General features: G+C 62.2%; 19 protein-coding genes. 10 read left to right on the top strand and 9 right to left on the bottom strand.

What is annotated here, in order from left to right:
- Positions 1-197: 197 nt before the first annotated feature.
- Entirely contained in the window at positions 198-1,571 is a 1,374-nt protein-coding gene (locus ACZYHG_RS21645) for a PleD family two-component system response regulator (protein WP_027029195.1), read from the bottom strand.
- Between the two features lie 33 nt (positions 1,572-1,604).
- Positions 1,605-2,021 (bottom strand): response regulator, encoded by a 417-nt coding sequence (locus tag ACZYHG_RS21640; RefSeq protein WP_275451165.1) that lies wholly within the window; start codon positions 2,019-2,021, stop codon positions 1,605-1,607.
- A 203-nt stretch (positions 2,022-2,224) separates the two neighbouring features.
- Between ACZYHG_RS21640 and ACZYHG_RS21635 the strand changes: the two genes are divergently transcribed.
- Together ACZYHG_RS21635 and ACZYHG_RS21630 are read left to right on the top strand one after the other, a co-directional pair.
- Positions 2,225-2,524: a DUF3572 domain-containing protein gene (locus tag ACZYHG_RS21635; RefSeq protein WP_027029196.1), complete on the top strand. Its 300-nt coding sequence runs from the start codon at positions 2,225-2,227 to the stop codon at positions 2,522-2,524.
- On the top strand, positions 2,521-3,174 hold the full coding sequence (locus ACZYHG_RS21630) for a hypothetical protein (RefSeq protein WP_464610303.1): 654 nt from the start codon (positions 2,521-2,523) through the stop codon (positions 3,172-3,174). The genes ACZYHG_RS21635 and ACZYHG_RS21630 overlap by 4 nt, the downstream gene beginning before the upstream one ends.
- A gap of 10 nt (positions 3,175-3,184) precedes the next feature.
- Here ACZYHG_RS21630 and ACZYHG_RS21625 read toward each other — a convergent pair whose 3' ends face one another.
- Entirely contained in the window at positions 3,185-4,801 is a 1,617-nt protein-coding gene (locus tag ACZYHG_RS21625; protein WP_464614762.1) for a hypothetical protein, read from the bottom strand.
- A 93-nt stretch (positions 4,802-4,894) separates the two neighbouring features.
- Entirely contained in the window at positions 4,895-5,482 is a 588-nt protein-coding gene (locus ACZYHG_RS21620) for an N-acetyltransferase family protein (protein WP_464610302.1), read from the bottom strand.
- Positions 5,483-5,548: 66 nt separating this feature from the next.
- Between ACZYHG_RS21620 and ACZYHG_RS21615 the strand changes: the two genes are divergently transcribed.
- Positions 5,549-6,874 carry a DNA polymerase IV gene (locus ACZYHG_RS21615; RefSeq protein WP_464610301.1) on the top strand — a complete coding sequence of 442 codons (1,326 nt, stop codon included), beginning with the start codon at positions 5,549-5,551 and terminating at the stop codon, positions 6,872-6,874.
- Between the two features lie 5 nt (positions 6,875-6,879).
- On the opposite strand, the gene ACZYHG_RS21610 is transcribed toward ACZYHG_RS21615, so the two are convergent.
- Positions 6,880-7,386 (bottom strand): hypothetical protein, encoded by a 507-nt coding sequence (locus ACZYHG_RS21610; RefSeq protein WP_464610300.1) that lies wholly within the window; start codon positions 7,384-7,386, stop codon positions 6,880-6,882.
- A 168-nt stretch (positions 7,387-7,554) separates the two neighbouring features.
- Between ACZYHG_RS21610 and ACZYHG_RS21605 the strand changes: the two genes are divergently transcribed.
- Complete coding sequence (locus ACZYHG_RS21605) at positions 7,555-8,436, top strand: DMT family transporter (RefSeq protein ID WP_464610299.1); 882 nt, start codon at positions 7,555-7,557, stop codon at positions 8,434-8,436.
- 12 nt (positions 8,437-8,448) lie between these two features.
- Here the strand turns inward: ACZYHG_RS21605 and ACZYHG_RS21600 are convergent, their stop codons facing one another.
- The 3 genes from ACZYHG_RS21600 to ACZYHG_RS21590 all read right to left on the bottom strand — a co-directional run bounded on the left by ACZYHG_RS21600 (position 8,449) and on the right by ACZYHG_RS21590 (position 14,953).
- Positions 8,449-9,252 carry an ion channel gene (locus ACZYHG_RS21600; RefSeq protein WP_464610298.1) on the bottom strand — a complete coding sequence of 268 codons (804 nt, stop codon included), beginning with the start codon at positions 9,250-9,252 and terminating at the stop codon, positions 8,449-8,451.
- A gap of 52 nt (positions 9,253-9,304) precedes the next feature.
- A complete protein-coding gene (gene dnaE, locus ACZYHG_RS21595) occupies positions 9,305-12,832 on the bottom strand; it encodes a DNA polymerase III subunit alpha (protein ID WP_464610297.1) in 3,528 nt (1,175 codons plus the stop codon).
- Positions 12,833-12,940: 108 nt separating this feature from the next.
- Positions 12,941-14,953 carry an acetyl-CoA carboxylase biotin carboxylase subunit gene (locus ACZYHG_RS21590; protein ID WP_464610296.1) on the bottom strand — a complete coding sequence of 671 codons (2,013 nt, stop codon included), beginning with the start codon at positions 14,951-14,953 and terminating at the stop codon, positions 12,941-12,943.
- Positions 14,954-15,150: 197 nt separating this feature from the next.
- Between ACZYHG_RS21590 and ACZYHG_RS21585 the strand changes: the two genes are divergently transcribed.
- The 6 genes from ACZYHG_RS21585 (at position 15,151) to ACZYHG_RS21560 (ending at position 19,927) form a co-directional block, all read left to right on the top strand.
- Positions 15,151-16,278, top strand: a complete 1,128-nt coding sequence (locus ACZYHG_RS21585; RefSeq protein ID WP_464610295.1) for an S-(hydroxymethyl)glutathione dehydrogenase/class III alcohol dehydrogenase — start codon at positions 15,151-15,153, stop codon at positions 16,276-16,278.
- Between the two features lie 67 nt (positions 16,279-16,345).
- A complete protein-coding gene (gene gfa, locus ACZYHG_RS21580) occupies positions 16,346-16,915 on the top strand; it encodes an S-(hydroxymethyl)glutathione synthase (RefSeq protein WP_027058776.1) in 570 nt (189 codons plus the stop codon).
- Between the two features lie 63 nt (positions 16,916-16,978).
- Complete coding sequence (locus tag ACZYHG_RS21575; protein WP_464610294.1) at positions 16,979-17,446, top strand: YaiI/YqxD family protein; 468 nt, start codon at positions 16,979-16,981, stop codon at positions 17,444-17,446.
- 31 nt (positions 17,447-17,477) lie between these two features.
- The gene (locus ACZYHG_RS21570) at positions 17,478-18,155 is read left to right on the top strand and encodes a DUF1345 domain-containing protein (RefSeq protein WP_464610293.1); all 678 of its coding nucleotides are present in this window, start codon (positions 17,478-17,480) and stop codon (positions 18,153-18,155) included.
- A gap of 97 nt (positions 18,156-18,252) precedes the next feature.
- The gene (locus ACZYHG_RS21565; RefSeq protein WP_464610292.1) at positions 18,253-19,134 is read left to right on the top strand and encodes a cytochrome b/b6 domain-containing protein; all 882 of its coding nucleotides are present in this window, start codon (positions 18,253-18,255) and stop codon (positions 19,132-19,134) included.
- A gap of 1 nt (position 19,135) precedes the next feature.
- The gene (locus tag ACZYHG_RS21560; RefSeq protein WP_464610291.1) at positions 19,136-19,927 is read left to right on the top strand and encodes a molybdopterin-binding protein; all 792 of its coding nucleotides are present in this window, start codon (positions 19,136-19,138) and stop codon (positions 19,925-19,927) included.
- An 86-nt stretch (positions 19,928-20,013) separates the two neighbouring features.
- On the opposite strand, the gene ACZYHG_RS21555 is transcribed toward ACZYHG_RS21560, so the two are convergent.
- Positions 20,014-20,442: a hypothetical protein gene (locus ACZYHG_RS21555; RefSeq protein WP_464610290.1), complete on the bottom strand. Its 429-nt coding sequence runs from the start codon at positions 20,440-20,442 to the stop codon at positions 20,014-20,016.
- Positions 20,443-20,508 lie beyond the last annotated feature (66 nt).

Genomic DNA, 20,508 nt, shown 5'->3' with positions numbered 1-20,508 from the left:
TGCGGCGGACCTGAGCATCATGGGGTATTCCTGAGATCGAGCCGGCTTATCTACCCTCGTGCCGGCTTCGTCTTGGCCTGCACATTTGCGCAAGAGCTTATAAAAATCAACAGTTTCTTAACCAAGGCTCGCGAATCGCTTGGATTAAGGTAAACGGGTAACCATTCCGGGTTGACTGGAAAATCCAGCCAGGAATGTCATGCAGCCTTTGCGACGACGCGGTTGCGGCCGCCGCTCTTGGCTTCGTAAAGCGCAAGATCCGCGCGCTTCATCAGCGCCGCGACCGTATCCACGCCCTTCAGCACCGACGACACGCCAACGCTGACCGTGACCTCGATCGTCTTGCCGTCGGCGCCGATGGCAAACGGCATTTGGGCGATTTCGGCACGGATGCGTTCGGCCACTTTTTCGGCCACCACGCCATCTGTATCCGGCATCACCACCACGAACTCCTCGCCACCGAACCGGCAGGCAAGGTCGATACCCCTGACATTCTTGCGCAGCCGCCGGGCGAATTCCCGCAGCACCTCGTCGCCGCCATCGTGGCCGTGCGCGTCATTGATCGACTTGAAGCGGTCGAGATCAGTGATCATCACCGACAGCGGCCTGCGCCGCGCGACGGCGCGGTCGAACAGCGTCTGCAGATGGCTGTCGAGATAGCGGCGGTTGTGCAGGCCGGTCAGCCCGTCGGTCACCGCCATCTCGATGGTCTGGGTGACACTGGCGCGCAGCTGGTCGTTATAGCGCTTGCGGCGCACCTGGGTGCGCAGCCTTGCGGTGAGTTCCTGCTGGTCGATCGGCCGCATCAGATAATCGTTGATGCCGAGTTCGAGGCCGCGGATGATGCGCTCCTCCTCGCCCTCTTCCGCCAAAAGGATGATCGGCACGAAACGGGTGCGGTCCAGCGAGCGCAATTGCGAGCAGAGCCGTAGCGGATCGAAATCGGCAAAGGCCGTCGAGATCATTACGCACTCGTAGGATGTCTCGGCCGCCTGAAAGAACCCTGCATGCGGGTCACCGGTGACGTCTAGGTCGGCGCGATCACGCAACATTTTCTGAATGCGCTCGACGGACGATTTGCGTTCGTCGATCAGCAGCACTTTCGGCATCGTGTCTTCCGACGCGTAATTGCGGCTGAGCAGTTCTTCGATACCGATGTTGCGCGTTGTCGAAGCCCGAAGCCGCAATTCGTCGGTCAACGACTTCAGCCGGACCAGGCTCTTGACGCGCGTCATCAGCTGCAGGTCGTTGACCGGCTTGGTCAGGAAATCGTCGGCGCCGGCCTCCAGCCCGCGCACGCGGTCGGACACCTGGTCAAGCGCGGTGATCATCACCACCGGAATATGCGCTGTCGCCGGGTCGCTCTTCAGCCTGCGGCAGACCTCGAACCCGTCCATGTCGGGCATCATCACGTCGAGCAGCACGACATCGACCTTGCCGTTCTCGCAGGTCTCGATCGCGTCAGGCCCGTTGCTGGCCGTCAGCACCTCGAAATATTCAGCCAGCAGCCGGACTTCCAGCAGCCTGACATTGGCAGGGATGTCGTCGACGACGAGGATCCGCGCGGTCATTTCACAAGGCTCCGGCTCGGCTGGAAAGGCACATCAGGCATCGCCCAGGTAGGATTTGATGGTTTCGATGAAACGCGGCACCGAGATCGGCTTCGAAATATAGGCCTCGCAGCCGCCCTGGCGGATGCGTTCCTCATCGCCCTTCATGGCGAAGGCGGTGACCGCGATGACCGGAATGACGTGGAGGTCGTCGTCCTCCTTCAGCCATTTGGTCACTTCCAGCCCCGACACTTCGGGCAGTTGGATGTCCATCAAGATGAGATCCGGACGGTGCTTTCGCGCCAGGTCGAGCGCCTCCAGACCGTTGCGGGTGCGCACTGTCTCGTAGCCGCTTGCTTCGATGAGGTCCCGAAAGAGCTTCATGTTGAGCTCATTGTCCTCGACGATCATGACCTTCTTCGGCATCGACATCCCGTCCCGACCGTCCTTCCGCTCGAAGGTGGCCGTCATGCGCCCTTCGTTGAACGCACCAAACCCTGCTTCACTATACGGCAATATGATTGACGAAACGGAAACCCTCGGGCTGCAAAGCAGCGCGAATTCCGTCTCGCCTGCCTGCGCGTCCAAAAGGCGCGCAGCGCTGTAGAGGCTTGCCGCAAGCAATTGTTGCCATTAATGCGGAAGAGACTCATTTCCACATGCCGAAGGTAGTGATGGCAAACGCGACGTCAATGCGCGAAGAGGCGGAAACCATTGCCGTGAAGGCGCTGGGCTTCGTCGCCTCCGATCCGGAGCTGTTGCCGCGTTTTCTGGCGATCACCGGAATAGAGGCGCATTCGATCCGCAAGGCTGCGGGCGAACCGGGTTTTCTGGCCGGCGTGCTGCAGTTCATTCTCGCCCACGAGCCGACCCTGATGCGCTTTGCCGAGGAAACCGGCACGCCGCCGGCAGCCGTCGGCAAGGCGTTGCGCGCCCTGCCGCTCGGCGACGACAACCATGAGCATTCCATATGAGCGATGATCCAGAAACCTTGCGCCAGATCGAGGAACTTTCGGCCGACGGCCGGCCGCTGCTGGTGCTCGACGTCGACGACGTGGTGCTCGAATTCATCCGCCCGTTCCCACATTTTCTCAAGTCGCGCGGCTATGGCCTGACCCTGGCGTCCTTTCGCCTGACCGGCAACATTGCCGAAACGGCCAGCGGTCGCCTGATCGAACAGCCAGAAGTCACGACACTCCTGGGCGATTTCTTCGACGCGCAAGCCGATTGGCAGAGCATCACCGACGGCGCCACGGAAGCCCTGGCAAGGCTTGGTGACCGCGCGGAAATCATATTGCTGACGGCCATGCCGCACAGGCATCGTGGCGTGCGTCGCGCGCATCTCGATGCCCTGGGTCTGAACTATCCGCTGCTGACCACGGAAATGGCCAAGGGACCCGCGGTCGCCAGGCTGCGCGGCGACAGCGGCAGGCCGGTGGTCTTCGTCGACGATCAGCCGCACAATCTGGCGTCGGTGCGTGAATCGGTCGCCGAGGCCAATCTTTTCCACCTGATGGCCGACAATTCGCTGCGCGCGTTCCTGCCGGCGGTCCCGGATGACGTCATCGTCGTCCAGGACTGGCACGAAGCCGCGCCGAAGATCGTGGCCGCGCTGGGGCTCTAGAGCCGAAGCCTCAAGGATTCAGCTTCGCGCCGGCCCCGCCATTATCGCTACCGCCATTATCGCTACCGCCATTGTCGTTACCGCCATTGTCGCTACCGCCATTGTCGCCGCCACCATTATCGCTACCGCTGTTGGCGCCGCCACCAGCGTTCCCATTGTCACCATCGTTGACGCTGTCGTCCACCGCCGGATCGGCGGCCTTCAGCATGACGCCATTGACGGTGACCGAGCCATCAGCCTTGGTGCTGACAGCCCATTCCAGCCGGCCATCCGGAAGTGTCTTGGCAAAACCCTTGGCCATGAGAACGACAGGCACGTACTGCCCCAACTCCGGCTCCGCCTTTGCCGCGTCCTGCAGATGCGCCATGATCTTGTCGAAGCCCGCGACATCGACGGTCAGATTTGCATCGGGCTTCTCGCCGAAGCTCGTCATCTCACCTTCCAGCGCGATCTCCATGTCCTTGTTCTTGATCGTGCTGTGGCCGACAACGACCTTCGGCGCCTTGGCCAGGAAGTCGGCTTTGAGCTGGTCGCCGAACTCGGCCGACAGCGGCGGATCCTGATTGAGATCAAAGGTTTCGATCGCCTTCTTCGCCATGCTGTCGAGATCGATATTGGCGCCGCCGAAATTCAGGTCGATATCGGTGGGCAGCAGCGCCACGCTCCAGCTCGGCAAAAGCTGCTGCGGAACGGTCAGCCCCGATGCCTTGATGCCATAGGTGATCTTGCCGCTCTGGGAAACGCCGTCGCTGCCGAACGCGGTGCTGAGCTGTGTGGCCCCGAAAGTGCCGATCGGGCTGTCAACGGCGAAATCCTTGAAGCCATAGGTACCTTCGATGCGCTCCCATACCGGAAGCGCGGCGAGCAGAAGCGACTTCAGCTGCGCCTGGTTTGCCTTCAGCGTCTTCTCGTCCTCATTGGCCACGGCAAATGCCAGGAGGTCGAGCAACGGCTTGGTCTGCACGCCCTTGCCGCTGGCTTCCACCGACAATTCCGGCGACTTCACGGTGACTGGAAAATTCAGCCCGTTCTCGGGATCATTGAATTTTACCGCTTCGACGAAATTCAAGACTTTCTGCGACGTGGTGAAATCAACACCGCCATTGGCGGCTTTCGTGGCAGCGATTGTCGCGGTGCCGGCACCAGCGCTCGCTTCGATCTGCTGCTTGCCATCCTTGGAAGCCATCGTCATGCCGGCGATCGAACTGGCGCCGCTGATGAAGGCCGCCAGCTTTGGGTCGTAGACCCCGGATCCCTTGCCGTCCTTGATCGAAAACTGCGTGCTTTGCAGCCCCTCCGGCCCATTGAACTCGAAGGACGCGCTTTGCGAAAAGTCCATCGAGACATCCCAGGTCCCGTCGCTGCGCGGCTTGACCAGCAAGGCGTAGGGGGCAAAGTCGAATTTCCCCAGCTTCTGGTCGGGAAAGGTCGCGGCCAGCGCCTTGAAATCGAAGATGATCTTGTATGCGTCGCCTTCGGCCGAAACCTTCAGGATGCCGTTGTCGAGCGCCTGTTTGCCCACATAGCGGGACAGGTCATCGGACAATTGCTTCGCGCCCTGGCTGTCGACGGTCTGGCCGAAAGCGGGCGCGCTGAGCAGAAGCGCGGTAAAGGCAACTGGCAACATACGGTTCACGCGAATTCTCCGTTTGGTCGAAAGGCAAAAATTGTCTCGTCCTTCTGGTAGGGAAATACCATCACAACTGCAAGACGATGATGTTCAGTCACCCGGTTCCAGCACCAGCCGCATTAGCGGCCGGCCGGCCTTGCGTTCCACAAGCCTTTCGAAACCGGCCTTCTCGAAAACCTGCGATGAGCCGACAAAGAGGCCGATCGAACGCGAATCGCGCGACAGGTCGATCGGGCAGGCCTCGACAAGCCGTGCCCCGTTCTGGCGGGCGAAATCGACGCCACCTTCGACTAGGCGATGCGTGATGCCCCTGCCGCGCGCCTTGGCCCGGATGAAAAAGCACGAGATCGCCCACACGGCCAGGTCGGAAGCGTCGGCGGCATCGATCGGCGCCGAGCCCCTGCCCCTGTTGTTCCACTCGGGCACGTCGGCGCGTGGCCCGATCTGCATCCAGCCGACCGCACTGCCATCCTCGAACGCCAGCACGCCGGGCGGCGGGCCGGCTTCGATACGCGCCTTGATATGGTCCTTGTTGCGTTCGCGACTGCTCTCGCGCCGCGCCGCCGGCGCCAGTCGGAAATGCGTGCACCAGCAGCCGTAGCAGGCGCCCTGCTTGCCAAAAAGGTCCTCGAATTCAGGCCAGAGCTCAGGCGCCAGCGGCACTATCGTCGTGCTCATGCGGTTCTCCCCAGGCCAAGCTTGTCGCTGGCCTTGCACTGTCGTACCATTGCGTTTGTTCTCTTTATGTTCGCAGCGATGGCGGCCCCTGTCAACAATCCCGATCACGGTTTTTGCCGCGACTGCCTGACGTTTCAGCGCGGTGAAACGCGCCGCTGCGAGCGCTGCGGCAGCCCTCGCCTTGCCCGCCATCCCGAGCTCTACCGGCTGCATCTGGCCCATATCGATTGCGACGCTTTCTACGCGGCGATCGAAAAACGCGACAACCCGGCGCTCAAGGACAAGCCACTGATCATTGGCGGCGGCAAGCGCGGGGTGGTCTCCACAGCATGTTACATCGCCCGCATCCGCGGCGTGCGCTCGGCCATGCCGATGTTCAAGGCGCTCGAGGCCTGCCCCGAAGCGGTCGTGATCCCACCCAACATGGAAAAATATGTGCGCGTCGGCCGCGAGGTGCGCGCCATGATGCAGGCGCTGACCCCACTGGTCGAGCCACTGTCTATCGATGAGGCGTTTCTCGACCTCGCCGGCACCGAACGGCTGCACGGCCTGCCGCCGGCGGTGGTGCTGGCGCGCTTTGCACAGGCGGTAGAGAAGGAGATCGGCATCACCGTTTCGGCCGGGCTTTCCTATTGCAAATTCCTCGCCAAGATCGCTTCGGACTTCCGCAAGCCGCGCGGCTTTTCGGTCATTGGCGAGGCCGAGGCGGTCGGTTTCCTGGCTGATCAGCCAGTGACCATGATCTGGGGCGTCGGCAAGGCGTTCAATGCCACGCTGGAGCGCGACGGCATCCGCACCATTGGTCAGCTTCAGAAGATGGAGCGCGCGGACCTGATGCGCCGCTACGGCGTGATGGGCGACCGGCTCTACCGCCTGTCACGCGGTGAGGATGTGCGCCGCGTCGACCCGGACCAGGATGCCAAGAGCGTATCGGCCGAAACCACCTTCGACACCGACATCGCGTCGCTGGAAGAGCTGATGGCCGTGCTGAGGGGTCTTTCGGAAAAGGTCTCGTCGCGGCTGAAGAAGTCAGGCATTGCCGGGCGCACGGTGGTGCTGAAGCTGAAGACCCAGGATTTCAAGCTGCGCACACGCAACCGCCAGCTCGGCGATCCAACCCGGCTCGCAGACCGCATCTTTCAGACTGGGGTGGAGCTTCTGCGCAAGGAGACCGACGGAACGAAATTTCGACTGCTGGGCATCGGCGTCAGCGATCTCTCGGACGACGACAAGGCTGACCCGCCCGATCTGGTCGACGTCCAGTCACGCAAGCGGGCCATGGCCGAAGGCGCCATCGATGCGCTGCGCGACAAGTTCGGCCGCAAGGCGGTGGAGACCGGCTACACGTTCGGCAGGGGCCACGCCCACCCGCCGGAGCCGCTGGAAGACTGAGCCCATCAGGTGCGCGTCAGATCGATCCTGCTCGTCACCACGCTCTTGCCGGTTTTAGGGTCGGTATCGATGACCGTCAGCCGGATCCCGTTCTCGCCGCGCTTCTCGACCGTCATCTTGGCCTTGCGATCACCGTTGACGTCCTTCGCCCAGAGGATGCCGAGATTGATCGCGTTGCCCGACCGGCTGCCATTCAGCTGCGCCGGCCCGGTGCGAGACCCGACATAGACGCCACTGTACTTCGCCCCTGTGACCTTCAGATCGGCGCTGATAGCCCGCGACACCACAACGAGACCACGGCAATTGCCATCCAGCGAGAGCGAGGTTGAGGTCGCGTTCGACTTGAAGCTGCAGGACACACTGACGTTCGGCACGTCCGTGGTGACCTGGACAGTGCCCTTGCCGGCGAAATTACCCTTGAACGACTGGAGAAATTTGGTCTCGTCGGCGTGAGCTGCGCCTGCGGCAATCACCAGGCAGCCAGCAAGCGCGACTTGCGCGTATCGTTTCATGAAACTCTCCTTGTCGATATGGAAAGGCAGCAGGGATAAAATATCGGGACTCAACGCCCGTGCCCGTGTCAGGTTCCGCCAGCATCGCAAGCAGGCCGCGGCAGCTGGCCCAGAAGAATACATCAGCTAGCGATTGCGGCAAAAGCCCCGGCCTGCGAGATAACAGCCATGGCGCCCACCCCCTCGATCCCCAAGGCTGCGTTCTGGATGGCGCTGTCAATCACCTCCTTCCTGGGGATGTCGATCGCCGGCCGCGCCACGACAGCCGAACTCAACGTCTTCCAGGTGCTGGAACTGCGCTCGGTCATCGGCTTCTTCATCCTTTTGCCGCTGGTGCTGACGAGCGGCGGCTTTGCGGCGATGCGCACGCAGCGCCCCCTCGCCCATATCGCCCGCAACGTCGTCCACTACAGCGGCCAGGCGGCATGGCTCTACGCGCTGACGCTGATCCCGCTGGCGGTGCTGATCTCGATCGAATTCACCACGCCGATCTGGACAGCAATCCTGGCGGTGACTTTTCTCGGCGAAAGGCTGAGCCGTCCCAAGCTTGCGGCGGTCGTGCTCGGCCTGATCGGTGTGGTGGTGATCGTCCGTCCCGGCGTCAACGCGGTCGATCCGGGGCATCTGATCGTGCTGGGCGCAGCGGTCTGCTTCGGCATCTCCTTGGTGCTGGTCAAATCGCTGACGCGGACTGACAGCGTCGTGCGCATCATCTTCTGGATGTTGATCATCCAGTCAGCGGTCGGCCTCATCCCGGCGCTCTACGTGTGGCGAACCCCATCGCTAGAACTCTGGCCGTGGATCCTGCTGATCGCCTTCACCGGCATGTCGTCGCATTTCTGCATGGCGCGCGCGCTCACCTATGCCGACGCGACCATCATTTCGCCCATGGATTTCCTGCGCGTGCCTCTATCGGCGCTGGTCGGCTGGCTGCTCTACAAGGAACAGATCGACGCCTTCACCGCGGGTGGCGCGCTGCTGATCCTGATGGGCAATCTGCTCAACCTGCAGCGCAAGCCGGCACAGCCGGCTGAAGTCGCGGCATCGTAGCGTCGCCGCCGGTCAGTTTCCATCGTCGGGTATGTTGAGAACATGCCCGCAGGCCTTGCAATGCACCGCATCCGGCTCATGCCGCTGCAATCCACATTGCGGACAGGGAAAGAACACCTTGGCCGGCCGGAAGATCGCCTGCGCCAGCCTGACAAACAGCGATATGCCTATGATCATGGTGACGATCGCTGTCAGCTTGCCGGCCATTCCCGGCAGCACGATGTCGCCAAAGCCGGTCGTCGTTACCGTAGCGACGGTGAAATACAGCGCGTCGATATAGTTCTCCAGCCCGGCTCCGTTGCGGAAGAAGAAGGTGTAGACAAAGCCGGTGATGACGAAAAGAAACGTCAAAAGGTTGATCACCGCGTGGCTCGCCTCGCGCCAGGGTCTCAGCCCACGCATCTCAAAATGCCGCCAGATCGAACCGTTGCGCGACAGCGACCATAGCCGCAGGATGCGCAAAAAGCCGAGATTGGCGAGCGCCGTCGGCATTAGCAGCGTCAACAGGATGAAGACATCCACCCAGGAGGTCGGCTGCTTCATCAGGCGCAGCATGTCGTTGGAGGCCAGCAGCCTGGCAATCAGATCGGCGCCGACGAGTGCCGCCACGGCATAATCCAGCCACAGGAACGAGGCCGATTGCTGGATGACCGGTGTGGCTATGAAGAAGGCGATGATTGCCAGATCGATGGCGATTGCAGCCACCTGAAACCGGAAAGCGGCGGGTGTGCGCCCATGGAAGAGCTTGCGCAGCCTTTGGCGCAGCCGCACCAATGCAGAATCGCCCTGCGGTGCTTCCTTCTCCGCGACCTTCATGCCGATCGCGATGACACGAGCGGCAGAGGCCGAAGCCTCCCAACAGCGGAGATCACACCAGCTCCACTTCGACCACGCCAGGCACGGCGCGCATCGCCGAGGCGATCTGCGGCGAGACGCGGTAGCCGCCCTGCAAGGCAATCTCGACCTCGCCCTGCGCCTCTTCCTTGATCACGATAATGCTCACCTGGCTTTCGCCGCGCTGGGTAAGCTGGGATTGGATGATCGAGGCTGGCCCATCGTTTCTGACGAAAATGCGCAGTGCTTTCTGGATGCGGCTTGCCTCGTCCTCCAGCGACTGGACCGAGTTGATGCGCAAATTGACGCCCTCGGGTCTGTCCTCCGCAGCGACCGTGATGACGACGGAGCGGCCGGCTTCCAGGAGGTCACGATATTGCGCCAGGCCTTCCGAAAACAGCACGGCCTCATACTGGCCAGACGTGTCGGAAAAGGCCACCACGCCCATCTTGTTGCCGGTGCGCGTCTTGCGCTCCTGCTTGCTGGTCACCGTACCGGCCAGACGGCCTGCGGAGGCGCCGCGTTTGACCGCTGCCGAGAACTCCGCCCAGTTTTGCACCCGCATCTTCTGCAGCGCTGCCTTGTATTCGTCGAGCGGATGGGCCGACAGATAAAAGCCGACGACCTGGAATTCGCGGTGCAGCCGGTCGGCGGCGAGCCATGGGTCCGTCGGCGGCAGATTGAGCGCCTGCGACTGAGCGCCCAGCGAGGCTCCGAAAATGTCAGCCTGGCCGGAAACGGCATTCTGCTGGGCAAGTGACGCCAGACCCATCATCCGTTCGACGCCAGCCAGCATCGCAGCGCGGTCGTGGCCGAAACAGTCAAGCGCGCCAGCCATGATCAGGCTTTCGAAGACCCGCTTGCCGACGATCTTGGGATCGACCCGCTCGCAGAAATCGGCGAGATTCTTGAACGGCTTTTCGCCACGGACAGTGACAATGTGCTCGACCGCCGCGTCGCCGACGCCCTTGAGCGCTGCCATCGAATAATAGATGCGGTTCTCGCCGACCTCGAAAGGCCGGAAACTCGTCATCACCGACGGTGCCAGAACCTCGATACCGAGGCGCAACGCATCCTGGCGGAAGTCGGCCAGCTTGTCGGTATTGCCCATGTCGAGCGTCATCGACGCCGCCAGGAACTCGACCGGATAATGCGCCTTGAGATAGGCGGTCTGGTAGGAGACGACAGCGTAGGCGGCGGCATGCGACTTGTTGAAACCATAGTCGGCGAACTTGGCCAGCAGGTCGAAAATGAAGTCGGCTTGCGGCTTGTTGACGCCGCGCTCCACAGCACCCGAGACGAAACGTTCGCGCTGCTTGTCCATCTCGGCGCGGATCTTCTTGCCCATGGCGCGACGCAAAAGATCGGCTTCGCCGAGCGAATAGCCGGACAGTTCCTGCGCGATCTGCATGACCTGTTCCTGGTAGACGATGACGCCTTGCGTCTCCTTCACCAGATGGTCGATCTTGGGATGGATCGAGGCCATCTCCTCCTCGCCATGCTTTCTGGCGTTGTAGGTCGGGATGTTCTCCATCGGGCCTGGCCGATAGAGCGCCACCAGCGCGATGATGTCCTCGATGCAGTCGGGCCGCATGCCGATCAGCGCCTTGCGCATGCCGGCACTTTCCACCTGGAACACGCCGACGACTTCGCCGCGCGACAGCATCGCGTAGGTGTCGGGATCGTCGAGCGGGATGGTCGCCAGATCGATGTCGATGCCGCGGCGGCGGATCAGCTTGACCGCCGTTTCCAGCACCGTCAGCGTCTTCAGGCCGAGGAAGTCGAACTTCACCAGCCCAGCCTGCTCGACATATTTCATGTTGAACTGGGTGACCGGCATGTCAGAGCGCGGATCGCGGTACATCGGCACCAGCTCCGACAACGGCCGGTCGCCAATGACGATGCCGGCGGCGTGCGTCGAGGCGTGGCGGTAGAGGCCTTCCAGCTTCTGCGCCATGTCGAGTAGCGTCTGGACGATCGGCTCCCTCTCGGCCTCTTCGGCAAAGCGCGGCTCATTGGCGATGGCATCCGCGAGCTTGACCGGATTGGCCGGGTTCTGCGGCACCATCTTGGACAGCTTGTCGACCTGGCCATAAGGCATCTGCAGCACACGGCCGACGTCGCGCAGCACGGCGCGCGCCTGCAGCGTACCGAAGGTGATGATCTGTCCGACCTGGTCGCGGCCGTATTTCTGCTGGACGTAGCGGATCACCTCTTCGCGGCGATCCTGGCAGAAGTCGATGTCGAAGTCGGGCATCGACACGCGATCCGGATTGAGGAAGCGCTCGAACAGCAGCGAGAAGCGCAACGGATCGATGTCGGTGATGGTCGTCGAATAGGCGACCAGCGATCCGGCACCTGAACCACGGCCCGGCCCGACCGGAATGCCTTGCGCCTTGGCCCATTTGATGAAGTCGGCAACGATCAGGAAGTAGCCGGGAAATTTCATCTTCTCGATGATGCCCAGCTCGAATTCGAGCCGCTCGCGATACTGCTCGACCGTGTAACCAGGGGTCGGCCCGTGCAGCGCAAGTCGAGCGTCCAGCCCCTCGCGCGCCTGGCGGGCGAGTTCCGCGGCCTCGGCCTTTTCGGCCGCGTCCTTGTCCGAGGCATCGCCGCCGGTGAAACGAGGCAGGATCGGGCTGCGGGTTTTTGGATAGTAGGAGCAGCGCAGTGCGATCTCGACCGTGTTGTCGATTGCTTCCGGAAGGTCGGCGAACAGCTTTGCCATGTCGGCCTGGCTGCGCAGGAAATTGTCCGGCGACAGCCGGCGCCTGTTATCGACGGCAACGACCGAACCCTCGGCGATGGCGATCAACGCGTCATGCGCGTCATAATCGTCGCGAGAGGAGAAAAACGCCTCATTGGTGGCAACAAGCGGAAGTTCGTGCGCGTAGGCGAGATCGATCGTCTGATGCTCGATGACCCGGTCGTAGCCCGCAACCCGGTCCAGTTCGACATAAAGCCGGTCGCCGAACAGCGCCTTGAGCGTCAGGAGCCGTGTCTCCGCCAGATCGCGGCGATCCTCCTTCAAGGCGTTGCCGATCGGGCCGCGCGGGCCGCCGCTGAGGCAGATCAGCCCATCTGCCCGCCCAACCAGCGTGTCGGTGGTCAGGTGCACCGCCTCGCCGGGGGGTGTTTCCAGATAGACGCCGCTGACAAGCCGAACCAAATTGGAATAGCCGGCCTCGGTCGCGGCGAGCAGGACCACCGGCCGCATTTCCGGCCCTTGGCGGCGCCGATCACGCTGGCCGTCGCTGTTTTCACCGGAAAAGGCGAGCGCGATCTGGCAGCCGATGATTGGCTGGATGCCGTCCTTCACCGCCTTCTGCGCGAACTCCAGCGCGCCGAACAGATTGTTTGTATCGGTAACGGCGATGGCCGGCGCCTCGTCCTTGACCGCATGGCCGACGACCTTGCTGAGTTGAAGCGCACCCTCGAGCAGCGAATAGGCCGAATGCACCCGCAGATGGACGAACGGCCGCGCAGGCACCTCCGGCCGCGCGGCCGCAATCGCGGCCTCGCGCTTCAGGGGGTCGCGTGGAAGTTTGTCATCCGCCATGGTTTCTCGCGCTGCCGAAGGCTCTGAGTCGATGGAGATGTATTGTCCGGGACCGGGCGATACCAGTCCAGCACAAACGACCGCCGACCACAGAGTTCCATTGCCTGCTCAGGCGAATTCCATGATCACGGCGTCAACCGCGAGGCTGTCACCCGGCTTCGCATTGAGCTTCGAGACGACCAGGTCGCGTTCGGCGCGCAGCACGTTTTCCATCTTCATCGCCTCGACCACGGCCAGCGTCTCACCGGCCTTGACCTCCTGGCCTTCGGTAACGGCGATCGACACGACGAGGCCGGGCATCGGGCAGAGCAGCAGGTTCGACGTGTCCGGCGCCACCTTCTCCGGCATCAGCCGTTCCAACTCGGCGGTGCGCGGCAGCATGGCGCGGGCGGTCACCGACATGCCCTTCCAGGCAATGCGAAGACCGTTGGCGACGGGCCGGATCTGGGCGGCAACCCTGCGCTTGCCGACCGTGCCGCGCCAGATCAGGTCGCCCGGCCGCCAGTCGGAGGATACAGTCAGCGCCTTGCCGCCGTCGATCGACAGGTCGATTTCCATCGGAATGGAAATCATGCCCTCGCGGATGGATACCTGCAGATAATCCTCGCCAATCTTCACCACCCAGTCGCGCTTGAGCGCTCCCGAATGCGGCGCCAGCCGCCCGCCCAGCCGGTCGAGCCGGTCGCGGCGCAAGAGCTCCACCGCGGTGGAGATCGACGCCAGCACGGCCTTTTCCTCGCTGTTGGGTACGATCGGCGCGAAACCGTCGGGATATTCCTGGGCGATAAATGCCGTCGATATCGCCCCTTCCCGCCAGCGCGGGTGCTGCATCAGCGCTGCAAGAAACGGAATGTTGTGCTCGATACCGTCGACCACAAAACTATCGAGCGCTTCCGACATGGCGTCGATGGCCTCGATGCGAGTCGGCGCCCAGGTGCACAGCTTCGCCAGCATCGGATCGTAGAACATCGAAATCTCCGACCCCTCGGTGACACCGGTGTCGTTGCGGATAACGATATCGCCGAATTTCCCTTCCTCCGGCGGCCGGTAGCGCGTCAGCCGGCCGATCGACGGCAGGAAGTTGCGATAGGGATCCTCGGCATAGAGCCGGCTTTCCACCGCCCAGCCATTCAGCTTGATGTCGCTTTGCTTCAAGGCGAGCTTCTCGCCTGCCGCTATGCGGATCATCTGTTCGACCAGATCGACGCCGGTGACGAGCTCAGTCACCGGATGCTCAACCTGCAATCGTGTATTCATTTCAAGGAAATAGAAGTTCTTGTCCTTGTCGACGATGAACTCGACCGTACCGGCGCTCTGGTAGTCGACGGCCCTGGCCAGCGCCACCGACTGTTCGCCCATGGCCTTTCGCGTCTTGGCATCGAGGAAGGACGACGGCGCTTCTTCCGCCACCTTCTGGTTGCGGCGCTGGATCGAGCATTCGCGCTCACCGAGATAGAGTGTGTTGCCATGCGCATCGGCCAGCACCTGGATCTCGATATGGCGCGGATCGACCACGAACTTCTCAATGAAGACACGGTCGTCGCCGAACGAGCTCTTGGCTTCCGAGCGCGCCCGGTCGAAGCCGTCGCGCACTTCCGACTGGTCCCAGGCGATGCGCATGCCCTTGCCGCCGCCGCCGGCCGAGGCCTTGATCATCACGGGATAGCCGATTTCGCCGGCGATCTTTTCGGCATGGTCGGCATTCTCGATGACGCCGAGCCACCCCGGAACCGTCGACACCTTGGCCGCGTTGGCGAATTTTTTCGATTCGATCTTGTCGCCCATCGCCTTGATCGCCTTGGGCTTCGGCCCGATGAAGACGATGCCTTCAGCTTCCAGCGCTTCGCAGAAGGCAGCCCGCTCCGACAGGAAGCCGTAGCCGGGGTGCACGGCCTGAGCTCCGGTTTCCTTGCAGGCGGCGATGATCTTTTCAGGGACGAGATAACTCTGCGCCGCAGGTGACGGCCCGATATGCACCGCCTCGTCGGCCATCTCGACATGCACGGCATCGCGATCGGCATCGGAATAGACCGCGACCGTGGCAATGCCCATCTTGCGCGCCGTCTTGATGACGCGGCAGGCGATCTCGCCACGATTGGCGATCAGGATCTTGGTGAACATGCAGATATCCCTCGGGTCGGCAGTTCCTTTTATGACCTGTGCCGGCGCGGTCAAGCTGGCTGGACAAATCGCGTTGCTTCAATCGGTATGGGATTAAAATTCTCCGCGCTGGCCCAAGCCTGGAACCAGCTAGCTGTTGATCGCCAGGGCAAAACCTGAAAGCTTGCGCAAAAATCGCCTTTTGGAGGAATTGCCTGATGAAGACCCGCGCCGCTGTTGCCGTCGCCGCTGGAAAGCCGCTGGAGATCATGGAGGTCGACCTCGACGGCCCGCGCGAGGGCGAAGTGCTGGTCGAGATCAAGGCGACCGGCATCTGCCACACCGACGAGTTCACCCTTTCGGGCGCCGATCCGGAAGGCCTGTTTCCCGCCATCCTCGGCCATGAAGGCGCCGGTATCGTCGTCGATGTCGGCAAGGGCGTCACTTCGGTCAAGAAGGGCGACCATGTCATCCCGCTCTACACGCCGGAATGCCGCCAGTGCCCGTCCTGCCTGTCGAGGAAAACCAATCTCTGCACCGCCATCCGCGCCACGCAGGGCCAGGGCTTGATGCCCGACGGTTCGTCGCGCTTCTCGATCGGCAAGGACAAGATCTTTCACTATATGGGCTGCTCGACCTTCTCGAATTTCACCGTGCTGCCCGAGATCGCGGTCGCCAAGGTCAACCCGGACGCCCCCTTCGACAAGATCTGCTACATCGGCTGCGGCGTCACCACCGGCATCGGCGCCGTCATCAACACCGCCAAGGTCGAGCAAGGCGCAACGGCGGTGGTCTTCGGTCTCGGCGGCATCGGCCTCAACGTCATCCAGGGCCTGAAGCTCGCCGGCGCCGACATGATCATCGGTGTCGACCTCAACAACGACAAGAAGGCATGGGGCGAGCGGTTCGGCATGACGCATTTTGTCAACCCGAAGGAGATCGACGGCGATGTCGTGCCTCATCTCGTCAACATGACCAAGCGCGGCGCCGACCAGATCGGCGGCGCCGATTACACCTTCGACTGCACCGGCAACACCAAGGTGATGCGTCAGGCGCTGGAAGCCTCGCATCGCGGCTGGGGCAAGTCGGTCGTCATCGGCGTCGCGGGTGCAGGGCAGGAGATTTCGACGCGGCCGTTCCAGCTGGTCACCGGACGCACCTGGATGGGCACCGCCTTCGGCGGCGCGCGCGGCCGCACGGACGTGCCCAAAATCGTCGACTGGTACATGGACGGCAAGATCCAGATCGACCCGATGATCACTCACACGCTCAAGCTCGAGGACATCAACAAGGGCTTCGACCTCATGCATGAGGGCAAGTCGATCAGGAGCGTCGTCGTTTACTGAAGAAAGCCACAAGCCGCCGACCGACCGGCCAGCGACCTCTGTGGTTCACAACTGGGAGGAGAAGAAAATGGCGGAGAAACTGCATCCGAAAATCGACAATGGCCTGCCCAAGGAGAGCGCGAGCTTTGCCGGCGGCACACTGGTCTGCGCCTGCACCAGCAAGCCGGTCAAGGTGAAGGTCAAGGGCCAGATCGCCCACAACCACGCCTGCGGCTGCACCAAATGCTGGAAGCCGGACGGCGCGGTGTTCTCGGTGGTTGCCGTTGCCGGCACCGGCGACGTGACCGTCACCGAGAACGGCGACAAGCTCAAGGTGGTTGACCCAAGTGCCCTCATCCAGCGCCATGCCTGTACCGGCTGTGGTGTCCACATGCACGGCCCGGTCGAGCGCGACCATCCGTTCAAGGGGCTGACCTTCATCCACCCCGAGCGCTTCCAGGAGGATGGCTGGTCGCCGCCCGGTTTCACTGCTTTCGTCTCGTCGATCATCGAATCCGGTGTCGACCCGAAGCGGATGGACGGCATCCGGGCACGGCTGAAGACGATCGGGCTGGAGCCCTATGACTGCCTCAATCCAGGCCTGATGGATTATATCGCCACCTGGACGGCGAAAAAGTCGGGCGCTTTGCCGGCCTGAACGCTGTAAGATTCCAGGCAGGGGCCGGACACGTTTCCGGCCCCTGTCCGTTTTGGAGAGACAATGCCCGCACCTGCCATCTATGTCGACGCCGACGCCTGTCCGGTGAAAGCCGAGGTCGAAAAAGTCGCCGAGCGTCTTGGCGTCGTCGTCACCTATGTCTCGAACGGCGGCTTGCGGCCGTCGCGTGACCCGATGGTCCGCAATGTCGTCGTCTCCAAGGGCGCCGACGCTGCCGACGACTGGATTGTTGAGAACGCAAAATCCAACGACATCGTGATCACCGCAGACATTCCCCTTGCCGCCCGCGCCGTAGCCCTCGGCGCGCATGTGCTTGGGCCTACCGGGCGCCCGTTCACGCCGGAAACCATCGGCATGGCGGTGGCCATGCGCGATCTCAAGCAGCATCTGCGCGAGACCGGCGAAAGCAAGGGTTACAATGCCAGCTTTGCACCACAGGACCGTTCACGATTCCTCGGCGAACTCGACCGCATCTTGCGACGCGCCCTGAAATCCGCCACACCCAATTAGAAACCGAGCGTCACCCAGGGTGGAGACCGCCATGGCCGCCGAACCTCCGATCAAGACCCCCTTTCAGCGCCACATGCTGTTCGCAATGTCGGCCTGTTTCGGGGCCATGGTGCTTGTTGTGGCGTTGCTGCTGCATGCCCCACTCGCCTATTCGATCGGCGCCAACGCGTTTTTTGCCGCTTACGTCATTCTTGTCGTCAGCCAGATGCCAACATTCACCGACAAGTATCTGAGCAAGAATGCGCGAGCCACCGACCTGCCCGTGCTGGTCATCTTCGCGGTGACGCTTGTTGTCGTCGGCGTTGCCGTTGTCTCCTTGTTCCTGCTGATCAATCAGAAGGACAAAGGCAATCCCGTCGAGCTCGGCTTCGCGCTGCTGTCGATCCCACTCGGCTGGTTCACCATTCATGCCATGGCGGCGCTCCATTATGCCCATGTCTACTGGATGGACGGCGACGAGGTCGACACCAAGACCAAGAAGAAAATCCCGGTCGGCGGATTGCTGTTCCCAGGCGACAAACGGCCGGAAGGCTGGGATTTCCTCTACTTCTCGGCGGTCATCGGCATGACCGCGCAGACCGCCGACACCAACATCTCGACGACGCATATGCGTTGCGTCGTGCTCGTCCATTCGATCCTGTCGTTTTTCTTCAACACGGTCATCGTCGCCGCCGCCGTCAACCTCGCCGTCAGCCTGGGCAGTCCATAATAAATCCGTGATCGGATGAAACATCGGTTTGGATCGCGACGTATCAGGAGGACAATGAGCGCGTATGTAGTGCTGCGATGCCGGGAGACGAGACAAGATGGAATCGGTTGCCAGAAGCCAATCCGCCACCGGACCAGGCAGTCCCGCATCAACGGAGAGGCCGTTGATCTACCGGCAGTCACGCTGGACGCGGCTGACGCATTGGCTCTGGGCCATCTCCCTGTTTTTCATGCTGCTTTCCGGCCTGCAGATCTTCAACGCCCGGCCGCAGCTCTATATCGGCAAGCAATCCGGTTTCGGCTACAACAACACCATCTTCGAGATCGGCGCCGAGAACACGAGCGTCGGCACGCGCGGCTACACCGAAATCTTTGGCCATCGCTTCGACACGACCGGCGTGCTCGGCTGGTCTGGCCCGGCAGGCAATGAGACGGCGCGCGGCTTCCCGTCCTGGGCGACCATCCCGTCCTACTATGATCTCGGCACCGCCCGCGTCATCCATTTCTTCTTCGCCTGGATCCTGACCACGACCTTGATCGTCTGGCTCGTCGCCAGCCTGGTCAACGGCCATATCAGGCGCGATCTGGCACCACGCCTCGACGACCTCAAGCGGCTGCCGCAGGACATCATCGACCACGCCAGGCTGAAATTCCATCACACCCGCGAATACAACACGCTGCAGAAGATGGCCTATGGCGGCGTGCTGTTCGTGCTGTTGCCACTGATGGTCATCACCGGGCTTGCCATGTCGCCCAGCATGAATTCGGTGCTGCCGTTCCTCAACGAGGTGCTCGGCGGCCGGCAGACGGCGCGCACCATCCATTTCACCGTCATGCTGCTGCTGGTCGGCTTCTTCATCATCCACATCCTGATGATCCTTGCCGCCGGCCCGATCAACGAACTGCGCTCGATCATCACCGGCTGGTACCGCACCGACCCTCCCGCGCATGACGAGAAAACGCCTGAGAGGAGTGCGTGACATGGCAAAATTCGAAATCAGCCGCCGCAAATTCCTGACCTCCGCCAGCCTCGGCGCCTCCGGCATCATGCTGTCGGGCTGCGACGCCTTCGACAGTCAGCTGAGCATTGGCAGCGGCCTGCGCGGTTTCCTCGAAAACGCCAATGGCCTGACCTACCGCGCGCAACGCCTGCTTGCCGGGCGCGACGCGCTGGCGCCGGAGTTCACCGAGGCCGACATCCGCCAACCGCAGCGGCCAAATGGCGTCACCTCGCCCGACGATGATGATTATAAGGCCCTGCTCGCCAACAATTTTACCGACTGGCGATTGGAAGTATCGGGCCTTGTCGAAAAGCCTTTGTCGCTGAGCCGCGAGCAGCTCATGAACATGCCGAGCCGCACCCAGATCACCCGTCACGACTGCGTCGAAGGCTGGAGCTGCATCGCCAAATGGACCGGCACGCCGCTGTCGCTGGTGCTCGACCAGGCGGTGGTCAAGCCTCAGGCGCGCTATGTCATGTTCCATTGCCTCGACACGATCGACCGCAGCCTGTCCGGCGACATCAAGTATTACGGCACGATCGACCTCATCGACGCCCGCCACCCGCAAACGATCCTGGCCTATGGCCTGAACGGCAAGCCGTTGCCTGTCGAAAACGGCGCACCGCTGCGCGTCCGCGTCGAGCGCCAGCTCGGCTACAAGATGCCGAAATATCTCTACAAGATCGAACTGGTCGACGGCTTCGCTGATGTCGGCGGTGGTCGCGGCGGTTATTGGGAAGACAATGGCTACGACTGGTATGGCGGCATCTAGCCTCATACGAACGTTGTGATCGGCCCGCCAATGAGACAACGGGCCGATCACCAACGCCATGCTATGTTTTGAGCCCCCCGGCTCTCTCAATAGCCGGCGTAGATCCACTGGCAGTTGTTGTAGGAATCGCAGCTGTAGTACCAGTAGCCGTCGCTGCGCGCCGTTTCGCCGTTCGACGTGGCCATGCTTGCAACAGCATCGGCCTTCTTGGCATCAGCGCCCATTTCCTTAGCCATTTTGGCCATCTTGGCGGTGTTCATGAGTGTCGGCTTGCCGTCCTTCATCTTGGCGCCTTGCTCGGCCACCGGACCGGCCTCCGCCAGCATTTTGGCAGCGACGAGCATGGCGTCGCCGTCCTTGTCAGCCTTGGCGATGTTGGCCAGCGCCACGGCGGTTTCAACCTTGGTGCGCGCATCGGCCTGTTTTTCCGGCGTCATCCCGCCGGCAAAAGCCAGCGTTGTCGAGCAAAGGCCAGCGGCAAATACCAGAGCAAGCATCTTACGAAATGCAGTCATGTGTTTTACTCCCCCTTAGAGTGGACGTCCCTGCCCAACCCTAAAGGAGTTTCGTGGCCGAAGAAC

Source organism: Mesorhizobium subarcticum (assembly GCF_055456085.1).
The sequence above is the reverse complement of the archived record's forward strand: the minus strand, read 5'-3'. Positions and strand labels throughout refer to the sequence as shown.

Coding starts and splice junctions, on each gene's coding strand:
- ACZYHG_RS21645 (WP_027029195.1), bottom strand. CDS start 1,571: ATGACCGCGCGGATCCTCGTCGTCGACGACATCCCTGCCAATGTCAGG.
- ACZYHG_RS21640 (WP_275451165.1), bottom strand. CDS start 2,021: ATGACGGCCACCTTCGAGCGGAAGGACGGTCGGGACGGGATGTCGATG.
- ACZYHG_RS21635 (WP_027029196.1), top strand. CDS start 2,225: ATGGCAAACGCGACGTCAATGCGCGAAGAGGCGGAAACCATTGCCGTG.
- ACZYHG_RS21630 (WP_464610303.1), top strand. CDS start 2,521: ATGAGCGATGATCCAGAAACCTTGCGCCAGATCGAGGAACTTTCGGCC.
- ACZYHG_RS21625 (WP_464614762.1), bottom strand. CDS start 4,801: ATGTTGCCAGTTGCCTTTACCGCGCTTCTGCTCAGCGCGCCCGCTTTC.
- ACZYHG_RS21620 (WP_464610302.1), bottom strand. CDS start 5,482: ATGAGCACGACGATAGTGCCGCTGGCGCCTGAGCTCTGGCCTGAATTC.
- ACZYHG_RS21615 (WP_464610301.1), top strand. CDS start 5,549: ATGTTCGCAGCGATGGCGGCCCCTGTCAACAATCCCGATCACGGTTTT.
- ACZYHG_RS21610 (WP_464610300.1), bottom strand. CDS start 7,386: ATGAAACGATACGCGCAAGTCGCGCTTGCTGGCTGCCTGGTGATTGCC.
- ACZYHG_RS21605 (WP_464610299.1), top strand. CDS start 7,555: ATGGCGCCCACCCCCTCGATCCCCAAGGCTGCGTTCTGGATGGCGCTG.
- ACZYHG_RS21600 (WP_464610298.1), bottom strand. CDS start 9,252: ATGAAGGTCGCGGAGAAGGAAGCACCGCAGGGCGATTCTGCATTGGTG.
- dnaE (WP_464610297.1), bottom strand. CDS start 12,832: ATGGCGGATGACAAACTTCCACGCGACCCCCTGAAGCGCGAGGCCGCG.
- ACZYHG_RS21590 (WP_464610296.1), bottom strand. CDS start 14,953: ATGTTCACCAAGATCCTGATCGCCAATCGTGGCGAGATCGCCTGCCGC.
- ACZYHG_RS21585 (WP_464610295.1), top strand. CDS start 15,151: ATGAAGACCCGCGCCGCTGTTGCCGTCGCCGCTGGAAAGCCGCTGGAG.
- gfa (WP_027058776.1), top strand. CDS start 16,346: ATGGCGGAGAAACTGCATCCGAAAATCGACAATGGCCTGCCCAAGGAG.
- ACZYHG_RS21575 (WP_464610294.1), top strand. CDS start 16,979: ATGCCCGCACCTGCCATCTATGTCGACGCCGACGCCTGTCCGGTGAAA.
- ACZYHG_RS21570 (WP_464610293.1), top strand. CDS start 17,478: ATGGCCGCCGAACCTCCGATCAAGACCCCCTTTCAGCGCCACATGCTG.
- ACZYHG_RS21565 (WP_464610292.1), top strand. CDS start 18,253: ATGGAATCGGTTGCCAGAAGCCAATCCGCCACCGGACCAGGCAGTCCC.
- ACZYHG_RS21560 (WP_464610291.1), top strand. CDS start 19,136: ATGGCAAAATTCGAAATCAGCCGCCGCAAATTCCTGACCTCCGCCAGC.
- ACZYHG_RS21555 (WP_464610290.1), bottom strand. CDS start 20,442: ATGACTGCATTTCGTAAGATGCTTGCTCTGGTATTTGCCGCTGGCCTT.